The following is a 15,652-nucleotide window of genomic DNA, read 5'->3' as shown; positions in this document are numbered from 1 at the left end:
TTTTTAAAATACCTGCTATCAAACGGATGATTGCATAGTCTTTTCTGACCACAAGCTCACTGCCTTTAAGTTAAGCTTTGTAGGAGCGGGCCGTGCCCGCGATGACGGCGCTACAGCTTTTGCAATCATTGTACAAATATCGCGGGCACGGCCCGCTCCTACGGAATATCGACCTGCTTAACTGGCATTAGACTAAGGCTTAGACGCTAAAACTCAGCTCGCCACCATGGCAATCCCATCGTTTTTCTAAATCGAAGAACATTAAGAGTATTTAAAAACGTCTCCAGCAAAAAACTGAAGCCAGTTGTTGGATATATCGATCACTTCCTGCTGAATCCAGCCTTCATTCCCCCCTGATTTAAAATATAAACTACATTTTTATCAATAACATAGATAACACACCTCGTCTCTGAATCATACGTGGAAACATTCATGTCATCATGAAGAAATATCCTCGTAACAAAAGCCCTCTATGCTGCCTATAACCTTTACATGTATAGGGGCTCTATCAGATGCAGGATCTACGCAAAGAAATACTCGATATCCTTGACGGCAAGCTGCTAACGCCGCATTTTCAACCGATTATTTCGTTAACTCAAAAGAAAATCATGGGCTACGAAGGGCTAATCCGCGGCCCATCCGATAGTCCGCTGCACAGTCCATTCAACTTATTTACGACGGCCGAACAGTTTAATTTAAGTACCCGGCTGGAATTCCTCTGCCGGGAGATAACCATACAACGCTATGCCGATCTGGACATCAAGGAAAAGCTGTTTATTAACGCCAGCCCTTTGGTACTGTTGCAGCCGGAATTTAAAAAAGGCGAAACGCTTAGATTGCTAGACCGATATGGCGTTAACCCGCGCTCAGTGATTATTGAACTCACCGAACACAAACCCGCCGATAATTATGAAATCATGCGCGCCTCGGCCAAGCATTACCGCAGCATGGGCTTTGAGATTGCCCTTGACGACTTGGGCGCCGGTTACTCCGGATTAAGGCTCTGGGCTGAATTACTGCCTGAATATGTAAAAATAGACAAACACTTCATCCACGGTCTCCATGACGACCCGGTCAAACTTAATTTTGTCCGCTCAATTCAAAGTATGGCGGTCTCCCTCAATTGCAGCGTCATTGCCGAGGGCATTGAAACAGAAGAAGAATTCAAGGCCATCGAAAAAATCGGCATTGCTCATGCCCAAGGCTTCTACTTCGCCAGGCCGACGATTATTCCGCTGGAGAAAATCGACAATAGCGTATTTCCTATCGAGCACGTTAAGGACCATAAATCGCCCCCGTTTAATAACGCCACCACAGCCGTTCATATCATCAGGAACATCACGCCTATTTCGGCAAAAACGACGATCAGCGATGTGATGAACCTGTTTCATCACAACGGCGAACTGACCATATTGCCGTTGGTTGACGACAATATCGCGTCGGGCATTATTTTTCGCGACAAATTTCTTACCAAACTATTTTCAAGCCGCTACGGCATCGATCTACACGGCAAGAATCCGATAAAAACATTTGTCGAGAATACCCCGCTATGTATCGATAAAAACATGCCGATCGATTTGGTCAGTAAGCAATTGACTTCATTAATGACAAACGACCCGGCTTTTGTCATTACCGACAACGGGAAATATATGGGTATCGGCACGTTGTTGGATTTGCTTGCCGAATTTACCCGCCAACAAATCGATAATGCCAAGCACGCCAATCCGCTTACCTTATTGCCGGGCAGCGTTCCTATCAACAATCGGGTTAATCAATTACTGGCCGAAAAAATACCTTTCAGTTTCGGCTATTTCGATCTCGATAACTTCAAACCTTTTAACGATGTTTACGGCTACAGTGCCGGCGACGATATTATTAAAGCCGTCGCCAACTCACTGACTCAACACGTTTCTACAGAGAGCGGCGTGATTGGCCATATAGGCGGCGATGATTTTATTGTAATTTTTACCTGCCACGACTGGCTAACGCGTTGCGAGAACATACTGGAATCTTTTAAAAACACAATCCCTGCTTATTACAACGACAAAGATATAAAAGCCGGCGGTATTCATACTGAAAACAGGGCCGGAGAACTTTGCTTCTTCCCGCTGGTCAGTCTGTCCGTCGGCTTGGTCGATCCAACATCAACCGGTCAATGCCAATCGCATGTCGATATTGCCGACTTGGCCTCCGAAGCAAAAAAAATGGCTAAAAAGATAAGCGGGAACAGTTTGTTTATTAACCAGCGCATGACAACAAAAAATACCGGCAACCTTCAATCCGCCATGCATAAATCGGCAACCAAACTGCACGTTGTTAACTAAGCGCGAATTTAAATAGCTTGCTTTTAGGCATTTTTAAACTCTGTAGGTAGAAGCCTCGCTTAAATGAAATTAACCAGTCACTCAACCCGGAAACAGCTCATGAAAATCAATCAGCACGTAACCGATGTAGAACATATTCTTACCGACAGTGATTCTATTGTTTCCAATACCGATCTAAAAGGCGTCATCACTTACGTTAACGACGCTTTTATTCGTATCAGTGGATATTCCAGGGAAGAATTGCTCGGCGCCTCGCATAACATAGTCCGTCATCCCGATATGCCGCCCGAGGCCTTTGCGGATTTATGGCGTTCGATTAAAGCCGGACGTCCGTGGACCGGGTTAGTCAAGAACCGCTGCAAGAACGGTGATTTTTACTGGGTATTGGCTAATGCCACGCCTATTCTTAAGAACAATGAGCTGGTCGGCTACATGTCGGTTCGCAACAAACCGGACCGCGACCAAGTCAAAGCGGCAGACGAGGCTTATCGCTTATTTCGCGACGGCAAGGCCGGCAAGCTGAAAATACAGGACGGTAAAGTCGTTAAACCTTCTCTTTTAAACCGATTACAGTTCAAGGATTTCACTATCAAATCCCGCCTGACAGCGATTATCGGTTTACTGTCTGTGCTACTGATGGTTACCGGCGGCATCGGCTTGCTCGGCATGAGCAAGAACAAAGAAGGCTTGCGTACCGTCTATGAAGACCGCACCCTGCCTATCAGCCAAATTGCCGCGATTCAGAAGTTGCTGCTGATTAACCGGGTAAATGTGATTGCCGGCCTCAATAACCCGGCACCTGAAGCGGTGTTAAAAAACATCGCCGAAGTTGAACAGAACATCGACAAAATTACCCGGCTTTGGGAAGACTATCGGGCCACCGGGTTCACCGGGTTAACCGATACCGAAAAAGTGCTGGCAGAGCAATTTACCGAAAACAGAAAACATCTTGTGGCGGATGGATTAAAACCGGCTATTGCCGCATTTCGAGCTAATGACTTTTCCGAAGCCAAGATTATCGTAGACAAAATAAATCGTCTTTATCTTCCGGTCAGCGATAGCATCGAGCAGTTGATGCAATTACACCTTGATGTGGCCAAGCAGGAATACGGCGCTGCTCAGTCACGTCATGAAACTATCCGCAACATTTCGATTGGCTTGATAGCGGCGGGTATCGCCCTGGTTTTATGGTTAGGTTCCGTCTTGATACGCATCATCATCCGTCCGCTTGAAACTTCGATAGCCCATTTCGGACAAATTGCCCAAGGCAATTACAGCGGCCTCATTGAAATAGAACGCCGCAACGAAATTGGTAAAGTCATGGAAGCCATTAAAACAATGCAAACCCGGCTCGGTTTTGATGTGGTCGAAAGCCAACGTATCGCAAATGAAAGCCTACGCGTCAAGATTGCGCTCGATAACGTCAGCACGGGCGTCATGATTGCCGACAACGAAAATAAAATCATCTATGTCAACAAATCGCTCACCGATATGCTCGGCAAAGCTGAAACGAGTATCCGTGACGATTTGCCGGGTTTCTCAGCAAACAACTTGATCGGCAAAAAGATCGACGATTTTCATAAAAATCCTGCGCATCAATCGCAATTACTCGGCTCTTTGAACGGCATTCATACGGCCACTATGGTGCTGGGCGGCCGTACCATGGCGGTAACGGCCAGTCCGGTCATCAATGAGCAAGGGCAGCGTCTGGGATCGGTAGCCGAATGGCAAGACCGCACCGCCGAAGTTGCTGTAGAAAAAGAAGTGGCCACCGTTGTGACCGCCGCTATTATGGGAGACTTCAGCAAGCGTTTTGATTTACGCGGCAAAGCAGGCTTCTTACGCGAACTGGGCGAAAGCTTGAACCAGCTTTTGCTCACCAGCGAAACCAGCCTCAACGAAGTGGTGCGCGTACTCGACGCCCTATCCCGCGGCGACCTGACCGAAACTATCACTAATGACTACCAAGGAATTTTCGGACAACTCAAGGACGATTCCAATATCACCGTAGAAAAACTCAGGAAAATTATTAACCAAATTAAGGAAGCCACTGATTCGATTAATACCGGCGCCAAAGAAATTGCTTCCGGCAACAACGACCTGTCGTATCGCACCGAACAGCAAGCCGCCAGCCTGCAACAAACCGCCGCCAGCATGCAAGAACTGACGTCCACGGTGCAACATAACACCGATAGCGCCAAACAAACTAACCAGCTGGCTATTAACGCTGTAGAAATAGCGAATCAGGGCGGGGTGGCCGTCGATCAGGTTGTCGTTACCATGAACGAAATCAAAGAATCTTCGCAAAAGATCGAGCAGATTGTTTCAGTGATAGACGACATCGCCTTTCAAACCAATATTCTGGCATTTAACGCTTCCGTACAAGCAGCCCATGCCGGCATGCATGGACAGGGCTTCGCCGTTGTCGCCAGCGAGGTGCGGAATCTTGCACAGCGTACTTCCGCATCCGCCGAACAGATCAAAAGCTTGGTTGAAAACTCGGTTAGAAGAATAGAGGGCGGCAGCAAGTTGGCCTCGCAAGCCGGCTCCACAATGAAGGAAATTCTTAGCGCCATCCATGGCGTCACCGCCATGATGGCGAAAATAACCAACGCCTCGATTGAACAAAACGCCGGTATCGGACAAATCAACCTGGCAATCGCGCAAATGGACGACATGACCCAACAAAATGCCGCATTGGTCGAACAAGCCGCCGCAGCAGCCGAGTCCCTTGAAGAGCAAGTGCAGAATTTAGCTGTCACGGTCAGCAGTTTCAAAGTAGATAAGACCCCCTCCACTCATGCGCTGGAACATCGTGCCACAGCAACCCTGGCTGAATTTCCGCCCCCTTATCACCATCGGGGATATAGAGAACATGTTATTTGGGATACCAGAAGAACCCATAACAGCCCTCTTCACAATCATGAAAACGCCTCAGAAAAATCTCAAATGCTGGCCGTCGCTAATGGCGACTGGGAGGAATTTTAAAATGAAAACGAGTTATGCCACACAAACCATTGACGACAACACTGTTACTGACGAAAAAGTTATGTCTAAAAAACTGAAGAAAGCAGTAGTCCGCGCCAAAGAAGATCAGCGCGCCTTACGCAAAAATAAAATCCAGACTCTGCGAGCATTGCAAAACAGCATCGGAAAACTTCATGTTTTTAGTACGCAACTGACTTGCCTGATCGATTCGATTCCGGATACCGTCCTGCTGAAGAATAAGGAAGGACGCAAGTTGATCACCGATAGAATGACCAAAAACCTTTTTAAACAACACGATCTTAACTGGTACGGTAAAACCAATGTATCGCTAACCATGACGCTACAAAAGATGAATACCGGCCATGATAAAGAGATTTCGTTGGAATCGGAGCTAAACCTGGCCTTGGAAAAGCGGCAACTGAAGCTTTACTATCAGATCCAGGTGGACAAAAATCGCCAAATGCTTGGCGCGGAAGCCCTGTTACGTTGGAAACATCCTAAATTCGGGCTGGTTGCAGCCGATCAGTTCATCCCGATAGCGGAACAGACCGGCCTGATTTTGCCGATAGGCATATGGGTATTAAAAACGGCGTGTAAACAACTTAAACGCTGGCAAAACGACCCGCGTACAAAAGATCTGTCGATCGCCGTCAACATCAGTTCCAGCCAATTCAATCATCCGGAATTTATCGAACAATTGCACCATCTCCTGAAAAAGAGCGGCATTAACCCTGCCCTGCTTAAACTGGAACTGACAGAAAGCCTGATGCTGCACGACATCACCGGCACCATCGAAAAAATGGAGCGACTCAAATCGCTCGGCATCGGGTTCTCAATGGATAATTTCGGCACCGGCTATTCTTCATTGAGCCATTTAAAGAAACTTCCTATCGATCAGCTAAAAATCGATCAGTTCCTGATGCGCGACATTGTCATTGATAATTCCGATGCACTGATCGTAAAAGCCATCGTCGACATGAGCAAAAATTTGGGAATCAATGTGGTTTCAGGAGGAGTGGAAACCGAACAACAATTTAATTGTTTGAAAGACTTCGAATGTTCAGCCTACCAAGGCTTTCTGTTCGGCAAACCGATGCCGTTGAGCGAGTTCGAACGGCTGATTCATCAAAACTCGCAGAACGACCAAAACTTAGAAGTACCCGCGTTATAAAATTTCGTAACTATTCAGCGCATGCTTAATGGAACACGGATGGAACCGATTCACACGGATTTTTAGTTAGAACCCGGTTTGTTTATGCTTTTAAAATCCGTGATGATCCGTTTAATCCGTGTCATCTCTGTTCCATTCCAGTTACTAAAACTCTTCAATTATTAACGATGAGGTTCTTTCTCGTTCCGCTCACCGGGTGGAACGGGAAGAACCGTCAATTTATTTCAGGATTAAATAATGCCCAGCAACAAATTTGTTATCAGCAAGCCCAAACCATCCATCACCAAACTCCCGGAACAGGGCAGGAAAAAATCGGATTTTATCGATGACTTTAAACAATACTACGTTCATCTATTGGGCAGGGATGAAAACTGCCGCTCGCCTTACTATGCCGGAGAAGCCTTATCCCAGGCGATTCGCGACCGCTTGATGGAGCGTTGGAAAAACACCCATCACACTTACAAAAGCAATGATTGCCGGCGCGGCTATTATCTGTCGATGGAATTCCTGATGGGGCGGAGTTTGAGCAACGCGATGCTGAATCTGGGCGTCACCGATACGGTTACCCAAGCCATGTACGATCTCGGCATAGCCATCGAGGAATTAATCAGCAGCGAGCAGGATGCAGGACTCGGCAATGGCGGCCTTGGCCGCCTTGCCGCCTGCTTTATCGACAGTTGCGCAACCTTGCAGTTGCCGGTGATCGGTTACGGCTTACGTTACGAATACGGCATGTTTACGCAAACGATCGTCAACGGCGAACAGGTCGAAAAGCCCGACCATTGGCTGCGCCACGGCAATGTCTGGGAAATCGAGCGGCTCGAATATTCGCATTCGATCAAGTTCGGCGGCCATACCGAAATCCAAACCGATGAAAACGGCATCCAACGACACTGCTGGATGTCCACCAGCAATGTGTTGGCCGTGCCTTTCGATACGCCGATACCCGGTTACCAAAACGGCACCGTCAATTCGCTGCGGCTGTGGAAAGCGGTCGCCACCGAAGAATTCAACCTGGACGAATTTAACGCCGGCGATTACGCCGAAGCGGTCGCGGCAAAAAATACCGCCGAAAATATCACGATGGTGCTCTACCCTAACGACGCCAACGAAAACGGCAAAGAGCTCAGATTACGGCAACAATATTTCCTGGCTTCCGCCAGTTTGCAGGACGTGCTTGCGCACTGGGTCGGCGGCGTCCACGGCCACGATTTCAGCCGCTTTGCCGAAAAAAACTGCTTCCAGTTAAACGACACCCATCCGAGCATTGCGATTGCCGAATTGATGCGCCTGCTGATGGACGTGCACGGCTTGGCTTGGGACCAAGCTTGGGCGATTACCAAAAACACGATGGCTTACACGAACCACACCTTGCTGCCCGAAGCTCTGGAAAAATGGCCGGTCAGCTTGATGCAGCGCTTATTGCCGCGACTGATGGAAATTATTTTTGAAATCAACGCCCGCTTCATGGCTGAAGTTGCGATGCACTGGCCCGCCGATAACGAACGTTTAAGCCGGATGTCTATCATCGAAGAAGGCGACCAGCAACGGGTAAGAATGGCCCATCTGGCGATAGCCGGCAGTTTTTCGGTAAACGGCGTTGCCCAGTTGCATTCGCAATTATTGCAACACGATTTATTCAAGGATTTTTACGACTTATGGCCGCATAAATTCAACAACAAAACCAACGGCGTGACGCCGCGGCGCTGGCTGGCCGGTTGCAACCCGGAATTAGCGGGCCTGATAACGGAAACGATAGGCGATAAGTGGATCACCGATTTGTCGGAACTGAAAAAACTGCAACCTTACGCTGACAACGCGCAATTCCGGCAACGCTGGCGCACAATCAAACAAGCCGCAAAACAGCGATTGATCGACTATAAAAAGCGCAAACACGATAGCGAACTGCATTTGAATGTCGAGGCCCTGTTCGATGTACAGGTCAAGCGAATTCACGAATACAAACGCCAGTTGCTGAATGTCTTGCATGTGATTCATCTTTATAACTGCATTAAAAAAGGCGACGCGGACCGGGTGCCAAGATGCGTGCTCATCGGCGGCAAAGCGGCTCCCGGTTACCGCATGGCGAAAAAGACCATCAAACTGATCAATAACGTCTCGAATATTATTAATTCCGACCCTGAAGTCGGCGATAAACTAACGCTGCTATTCTTGCCGGATTACCGCGTTTCAGCGATGGAGAAAATCTGCCCAGGCGCCGATTTGTCCGAACAAATATCCACAGCCGGTAAGGAAGCATCGGGCACAGGCAACATGAAACTGATGATGAACGGCGCGATTACTATCGGCACGCTGGATGGCGCCAACATTGAAATCCGCGAACAAGTCGGCGATGAAAACTTCTTTTTGTTCGGTTTGACCGAACAGCAAATCGAAGCCAAAAAAGCACACTACGATCCAGTTGAAATCATCAACCAGGACGAAGACTTACAGCAAGTCATGCATTTACTGGAGTCCGGCTATTTCAACCAGTTCGAGCCGGGCATTTTCGACGACCTGATCAACTCGATAAAAAGCCCGCACGATCCGTGGATGACGGTTGCCGATTTCAGAAGTTATATCGATACCCAAAAACGCGTCGAAGACGCTTATCGGGATCAAGACCATTGGACCAAAATGAGTATTTTGAACTGTGCGAGCAGCGGTAAATTCTCTACCGACAGGACGATTAGCGAATACAACCGTGAAATCTGGAAACTGGATCCGCAGCCGGTAAAACCCAGGTAGCCGGAGTTTCCAGCTATTTTTTTGCTCTATATGGAAATATTCATGTAATAAAAATCTTTTATTCTGGTGCTATGGGCGTTCAAAAATTGAGCATTTCTCAAACAATATATTCAAAAAACGGTATTCGACATGAAACGTAACAAGCTATTTAATAATTCCAGCCAGGATGAATTGTTAGAATATAAAGCTGAGTTGAGCAGCTTGTCTGCTCAAACGAAACTTATGCCCTTTGGGTATAAAGCTGAGTTGAGCGGCTTGTCCGCTCAAACGAAACTTATGTCCTCTGGGTATAAGCGATGTATCGCCTTTCACGAGGCTGGGCATGCTGCGGGAATTTATTTAAATAATAAAGCCAGAAATCTTCCTCCGGTCTTTTTTCAAATTATGTTCAAAGATTTAAATGGAGAGTCGGAAGAAGCTATCATGGTTTATCAAGTCGAACAAAATGAGTGTGTTGCGAAAGTGAAAGGAGGACGGTCAATCAAATCGCTGCCTTCTTCTACCGAGGCCCTAACCGATAAAGCTATAGATCGCAATGACGGCGTAACGCCTTTAACAAAGGATTATATGACCGCCTTTGAAGTGGATATTATTAACCTGCTAATCGGTCCGCTGGCCGAAGCTAAATATATTGCCGAGGCCGATGGTGAGCTGTTTAGCCAAAAATTAGTCGGCCTTGAAGCATTAAAAAACTATGGCGGCAGTTCCGACCTTGAACTTGTCTATAAATATTTACAATGTTTCTCCGCCTGCAAACAGCAGCAGGGCGAAAAATTGGCTGAGCTGTTCAACGCAGCGTTTAATTTCGTAACTGACCGGGCAAACTGGGCGGCAATTACTAAACTAGCCAACTATATTCTCAATAGCGATAAAAATATTATCAGCTGTGAAGAAGTAGCTTTACTGTTTGAACATTTGTAGCCCGGTTAACGGTCATCGATTTTAAAAAACGCCATCACCTGTTGCAGTTGCATGGCTTGGCCGCTCAGTTCTTCCGCTGTCGCGGCCAGCTGCTCCGATCCCGATGCATTTTGTTGCGCCGCTTTATCCAGCTGTCCAACCGCATCGCTGATTTGACCGATACCTTGCGCCTGTTCTTCGGAAGAAGCGGTAATGTCTTCGACCAAGCCTGCGGTTTTCTGGATATTCGGCACCATCTTTTCCAATAAGCTACCGGCCTCTTCGGCAATCTTGACGCTGTTTTTAGCTAAGCCATTGATCTCTTGCGCAGTCACCCGGCTGTTTTCCGCCAATTTCCGGACTTCGGAGGCCACCACGGTAAAGCCTTTGCCGTGCTCGCCGGCTCGCGCCGCCTCAATCGCCGCATTCAGAGACAGTAAATTGGTTTTATAGGCAATGTCTTCAATCAGGCCGATTTTATCGGCGATTTCCTTCATCGCCTCGACCGTGCGTTTGACCGCCTGTCCGCCGCTGTTGGCTTCTTCCGCGACTTTGATTGCCATGCTGTTGGTGACTTTGGCATTATCGGAATTTTGTTTAACCGATGCAGTCAACTCTTCAATAGAACTTGTGGTCTCTTCAACGCCCGAAGCCTGTTCGGTTGCACTTTGGCTGATCGCTTGCGCGGTTGCGCTGATTTGCTGCGAGGCGCTGCCTAAGGCGTCGGAGTTGCTGCGGACTTGCTGCACAACGCCGTTCAGTTGGTTGCACATTCCTATCATTGATTGAGCCAGAATACCGATTTCATCGTGATGATCGAGGTTAATACGGGCAGTCAAATCGCCTTTCGCCAAAGATTCGGCAAACTGCTGCATAATCATTAAGGAGCGCGAAATGCCTCGAACCAACATAAAGCCGATAAAAACAGACAACAGCAGCCCCACCGCCAGCAGCACAATTGAAATAAAACGGCTGTCGTCATAACGGACTTGGGCCGCCTCATATTCCTGTTTGGCAACATCCAACTGTAATTGCACCAGCGCATCGATACCTTTTCCAACGGGTATGAATAATGGGCGTACAGACTCTCTAACAGTTTTTTCCGCAGCTTCGATATTCCCGGCAAGCAGGTATTCTGTAGCGGGATTTAATCCTTCGGCAACAAAACGCTTTCGATCCAGGGCAAACCGGTCGGCCAGCCTTTTTTCTTCCTCAGTCAGGAAGGTCGCCATATACTCATCCCATATTTTGTTAATATCGACAATATTTTGCCTGACAAGCTCGGCATTTTTCTGAGTTTCTTCCTTGAACGCCAACGAATTGGCGATAGCGAGGCGATTAGCGAGTATTTTTGCCTTGATTTCACTCAACTGCCCCACCGGGACGGTGCGGTCGACATAAACGGTGTGTAATCCTTCATTGCTTTTCTTCATGCCGTTCAAGCCGAGCGTTCCTAATGTAATGGCAAGCAGCGACATAAGCCCTAAAACTAAGATCAGCCGGGCTTTGATAGTAAGATTATTTAACATGAAGGCGCTCTCGTGATGTTGTCATTTTTATTATCAGGGCTCATAGTGTTATACGCAAATATCGATATGATCAAAAAAATGTCTCCATTAAACTCATTGAAGAAGATAGCATTGGCGAACAGGCCGGAAAATAACCGTGTTATCGATGCCGGCAAAAACCGGCCGTAGTAGTGGCTAATCTAAATGATTACCGGCAAGCGCCCAGGCAAAGGTCGCGTATCATGACTTCCTCATCAGCCGGGATAATCAGTACGGGTTTGTGACCGGCAAGGCCGATTATATTTGCCCCGGACCGGTTAGCCGCCCGGTCCAACGCAAAACCGAGAAAGGTCAACGGTTCGCAGATTTTTTCACGAATTTCTGCGGCATGTTCACCGATACCGCCGGTAAAAACCAGCGCATCGATGCCGCCCGCCTTGGCCGCGAAACCGCCGATTGCGGCCCGCACTTGGCGACAGAAGTATTCAACGGCGAATTGCGCATGTTCGCTGCGGCTGGAAAGCAGTTCGTTCATTTCCGAACCTTCTCCTCCGGACAAAGCCAGCAGCCCCATCTTATGGAATACCATATCGCTCAATTCTTCGGGACCGTATCGTTTCGCCAGTTCCAGCATCACGCCGGGATCAAGATCGCCGCTCCGCGTGCCCATCGGAATGCCGCCGGCCGGCGTGTAACCCATCGAGGTGTCCACCGATTTCAGGTTTTCCATCAGGCAAAGGCTGGCGCCGCTGCCCAAATGCGCGACCACAACTTTCCGGTACGCCACTTCGCCCAACAATCCTGCAAGCATTTTGGCGATATAAGCGTAATTCAGCCCGTGAAAACCAAAGCGGCGCAAGCCCAGTTCGTTAGGAATCGGCAGACGTTTGGCTAAATCGGGCATGGCCGTATGAAACGCCGTATCGAAGCAGGCGATTTGCGGCGCATCGAAGCGTTGCAGGCACAAATCCAGCCCCAGCAGGTTGCCCGGCAAATGCAGCGGAGCGAGATGGACCAAGCCTTGCAGCCGGGCATGTTCGGCATCGTCAACCCGCCTTGCCGGATCGCTAATATCGCCGCCGTGAACAAAACGATGACCGACCAGATCCGGCAGTTCACCGGCCAGATCGTGCAACAGCCGGTCGAACGCTTGCTGTTGGTCGCGTACATGCTCATAGCGGAAATTACGCCGCGAACCGTCGGCCGAAAACAGGCTCGCCTTGATCGAAGACGAGCCGCTGTTAATCGTTAGAACCGAGCGATTCATTAATACGGCCACACCCAATTATCGACTTCCGGCAAATCGGTGCCGTACTCGTAAGCATAGTTACGGCATTCGATCTGCATGTCGCGCATGCTTTCCTTCACATGCGCGCCCGCCACGCGTAAAGCCGGAACGCGGTTGATCGCATCGATGACCAGGCTGAAACGGTCGATCTCGTTCTGGATCGCAAGCTCCAACGGCGTATTGATGCTGCCTTTTTCCTTATAACCGCGTACATGCAGGTTCTTGTGGTTGTTGCGGCGATAGGCCAGACGATGGATCAGCCAGGGATAACCGTGGAAGTTGAATAAAACCGGCTTGTCCAACGTAAACAGGCTATCGAAATCCCTGTCCGATAAACCGTGCGGATGCTCGCTGTCCGGAGTCAGCTTGTATAGATCAACGACGTTAACGAAGCGGATCTTCAGTTCCGGGAAATTCTCGCGCAACAGCACCACGGCGGCCAGCGCTTCCTTGGTAGGAATGTCGCCGGCGCTGGCGATCACCAGATCCGGCTCCACGCCTTGATCGTTACTCGCCCAGCCCCAAATGCCGATGCCCTTCGTGCAATGTTTAATCGCCGCATCCATGTCCAAAAATTGCAGGTGTTTTTGCTTGTCGCAGACGATCACGTTGATGTAATTGGTGCTCTTCAAGCAATGGTCGGTCACCGACAGCAGGCAGTTCACGTCGGGCGGCAGGTAAATGCGCGTCACTTCGGGGCTTTTGTTGACGACGACGTCGAGAAAACCGGGGTCCTGATGCGTAAAGCCGTTATGGTCCTGGCGCCATACGGTCGAGGTAATCAGCAGGTTTAGCGACGATACCGGCGCGCGCCAAGCGACTTCCTTGGACATCGCCAGCCATTTGGCATGCTGGTTGAACATCGAATCGATCACGTGCACAAAAGCTTCGTAAGTGGAGAAAAAACCGTGGCGACCGGTCAGCAAATAGCCTTCCAGCCAACCTTCCAAGGTGTGCTCGGACAGCATCTCCATGACCCGTCCATCCGGCGACAGTTCTCCGCCGTTGCTGTCTTCCGGCAAATAATCGGCCAGCCAGGTTTTCTTGCTGGCTTCATAAACGTCGTCCAGTTTGTTCGAGCTGTTTTCGTCGGGACCGAACACGCGGAAATTATTCATGTTCAGGCGCATGATGTCGCGCAGGAATTTGCCTAGCGGCCGGGTGTTTTCCGCACTGGTCGTTCCCGGTTTGGTTACGACAGCGGCATAATCGCGGCTGTCCGGCATATGCAGCGCTTTGCGCAACAAGCCGCCATTGGCGTGGAGATTGGCGCTCATGCGCCGCGCGCCTTTCGGAGCCAACGCTTTGAGTTCGGGCAACAGGCGGCCGTTCTCGTCGAACAATTCTTCGGGTTTGTAGCTGCGCAGCCAATCTTCCAACTGCTTGAAATGCGCCGGCGTATCGCGCACATTGCCAAGCGGCACTTGGTGGGCGCGCCAGAAACCTTCCACTTTCTTGCCGTCAACCTCTTTCGGCCCGGTCCAACCTTTGGGGCTGCGCAGCACAATCATCGGCCAGCGCGGGCGAACCGGCCGGCCGCTGCTGCGTGCTTCCTGTTGAATGCGGCGAATCTCCAGTACGCATTCTTCCATCGCCGCGGCCATGGCCTGATGCATCGTGTCCGGGTCGCTGCCTTCGACAAAGTAAGGCGTCCAGCCGTAGCCCTTGAACAGGTTCTCTAATTCTTCATGGGATATGCGCGACAGAATGGTCGGATTGTTGATCTTGTAACCGTTCAGATGCAGGATCGGCAGCACCGCGCCGTCGCGGATCGGGTTCAGGAATTTGTTCGAATGCCAGGACGTAGCCAGCGGCGCGGTTTCGGATTCGCCGTCGCCGACCATTACCGCAACGATCAAATCCGGATTGTCGTAGGCTGAACCGAAAGCATGAGAAACGCTGTAACCGAGTTCGCCGCCTTCATGGATGGAACCCGGCGTTTCCGGTGTGCAATGACTGCCGATGCCGCCCGGAAAGGAGAATTCCTTGAAAAACTGGCGCATGCCGTGCTCGTCTTCGCTCTTGTTCGGGTAAATCTCGCTGTAAGTGCCTTCCAGATAGACCGGACCCAGTATGCCCGGCGCGCCATGCCCTGGTCCCGCCAAAAAAATCGCGTTCAGGTCGTACTTGTTAATCAAGCGGTTGAGGTGGATATAGGCGAAAGAAAGACCGGGACTTGCTCCCCAATGCCCCAGCAGACGATTTTTCACATGCTCTATTTTCAGCGGTTCGCGCAATAGCGGATTGTCGCGCAGATAAATCATGCCTGCGGCAAGATAGTTGCAGGCTCGCCAGTAGGCGTCGATATTGCTGATTTCTTGTTGAGATAGCTTTGTTGCTTCTATGGTCATGATTGATATACCCGGACTGGTTTTATATGAAACGGTTAATTCTCGACATTAAACTCTTTCACTGTGACGCCTGTATGACAGCCGGCTGAGAATACAGGGCAATCGCTTCTAATGAAAGTAACACATGGACAATTTAATAAGCAAATATGAGCTGTTAATGAATATCTTGTCGATATTGTCAACATCAGCCCTTTATTAAACAAACTATCAGGAATACAACTGTTCGCTTAATTTTAAAGTTGAGCAGCTTGCCTGCTCAAACCCTACTTATGCCCTTTGGGTATAAAGCTGAGTTGAGTAGCCTAGCTGCTCAAACGAAACTTATGCCCTTTGGGTATAAGTAATTCAAAAGAACTAACAACAATTGTTGACTC

8 protein-coding genes are annotated in these 15,652 nt (G+C 49.2%); 5 read left to right on the top strand and 3 right to left on the bottom strand.

All coding sequences use genetic code 11. The features are described from left to right. The first annotated feature begins 512 nt into the window (after positions 1 to 512). The 5 genes from EKO24_RS18765 to EKO24_RS18745 all read left to right on the top strand — a co-directional run bounded on the left by EKO24_RS18765 (position 513) and on the right by EKO24_RS18745 (position 10,152). Positions 513 to 2,324, top strand: a complete 1,812-nt coding sequence (locus EKO24_RS18765; RefSeq protein WP_127029887.1) for a GGDEF domain-containing protein — start codon at positions 513 to 515, stop codon at positions 2,322 to 2,324. 99 nt (positions 2,325 to 2,423) lie between these two features. Next, a complete protein-coding gene (locus EKO24_RS18760) occupies positions 2,424 to 5,312 on the top strand; it encodes a methyl-accepting chemotaxis protein (protein ID WP_127029888.1) in 2,889 nt (962 codons plus the stop codon). A gap of 1 nt (position 5,313) precedes the next feature. After that, a complete protein-coding gene (locus EKO24_RS18755; RefSeq protein WP_161990626.1) occupies positions 5,314 to 6,483 on the top strand; it encodes a putative bifunctional diguanylate cyclase/phosphodiesterase in 1,170 nt (389 codons plus the stop codon). 237 nt (positions 6,484 to 6,720) lie between these two features. Then, complete coding sequence (locus EKO24_RS18750) at positions 6,721 to 9,231, top strand: glycogen/starch/alpha-glucan phosphorylase (protein ID WP_127029890.1); 2,511 nt, start codon at positions 6,721 to 6,723, stop codon at positions 9,229 to 9,231. 129 nt (positions 9,232 to 9,360) lie between these two features. Beyond that, the gene (locus EKO24_RS18745; protein WP_241674682.1) at positions 9,361 to 10,152 is read left to right on the top strand and encodes a hypothetical protein; all 792 of its coding nucleotides are present in this window, start codon (positions 9,361 to 9,363) and stop codon (positions 10,150 to 10,152) included. 5 nt (positions 10,153 to 10,157) lie between these two features. Here EKO24_RS18745 and EKO24_RS18740 read toward each other — a convergent pair whose 3' ends face one another. From EKO24_RS18740 to EKO24_RS18730, 3 genes are all read right to left on the bottom strand, one after another. Further along, complete coding sequence (locus tag EKO24_RS18740) at positions 10,158 to 11,660, bottom strand: methyl-accepting chemotaxis protein (protein ID WP_127029891.1); 1,503 nt, start codon at positions 11,658 to 11,660, stop codon at positions 10,158 to 10,160. A 187-nt stretch (positions 11,661 to 11,847) separates the two neighbouring features. Further along, positions 11,848 to 12,906: an acetate/propionate family kinase gene (locus tag EKO24_RS18735; protein ID WP_127029892.1), complete on the bottom strand. Its 1,059-nt coding sequence runs from the start codon at positions 12,904 to 12,906 to the stop codon at positions 11,848 to 11,850. Next, a complete protein-coding gene (locus EKO24_RS18730; RefSeq protein WP_127029893.1) occupies positions 12,906 to 15,278 on the bottom strand; it encodes a phosphoketolase family protein in 2,373 nt (790 codons plus the stop codon). The genes EKO24_RS18735 and EKO24_RS18730 overlap by 1 nt, the downstream gene beginning before the upstream one ends. Between the last annotated feature and the right edge of the window lie 374 nt (positions 15,279 to 15,652).

It is taken from the genome of Candidatus Methylobacter oryzae (assembly GCF_003994235.2).
Taxonomy (GTDB): domain Bacteria; phylum Pseudomonadota; class Gammaproteobacteria; order Methylococcales; family Methylomonadaceae; genus Methylobacter_A; species Methylobacter_A oryzae.
Note: the sequence above shows the minus strand (reverse complement) of the source record. Positions and strands in the feature narration are given on the sequence as shown.

Bases quoted from the DNA above. Each gene is read 5' to 3' on its own strand.
- EKO24_RS18745 (WP_241674682.1), top strand. From the start codon at position 9,361: ATGAAACGTAACAAGCTATTTAATAATTCCAGCCAGGATGAATTGTTA.
- EKO24_RS18735 (WP_127029892.1), bottom strand. From the start codon at position 12,906: ATGAATCGCTCGGTTCTAACGATTAACAGCGGCTCGTCTTCGATCAAG.
- EKO24_RS18740 (WP_127029891.1), bottom strand. From the start codon at position 11,660: ATGTTAAATAATCTTACTATCAAAGCCCGGCTGATCTTAGTTTTAGGG.
- EKO24_RS18730 (WP_127029893.1), bottom strand. From the start codon at position 15,278: ATGACCATAGAAGCAACAAAGCTATCTCAACAAGAAATCAGCAATATC.
- EKO24_RS18755 (WP_161990626.1), top strand. From the start codon at position 5,314: ATGAAAACGAGTTATGCCACACAAACCATTGACGACAACACTGTTACT.
- EKO24_RS18765 (WP_127029887.1), top strand. From the start codon at position 513: ATGCAGGATCTACGCAAAGAAATACTCGATATCCTTGACGGCAAGCTG.
- EKO24_RS18750 (WP_127029890.1), top strand. From the start codon at position 6,721: ATGCCCAGCAACAAATTTGTTATCAGCAAGCCCAAACCATCCATCACC.
- EKO24_RS18760 (WP_127029888.1), top strand. From the start codon at position 2,424: ATGAAAATCAATCAGCACGTAACCGATGTAGAACATATTCTTACCGAC.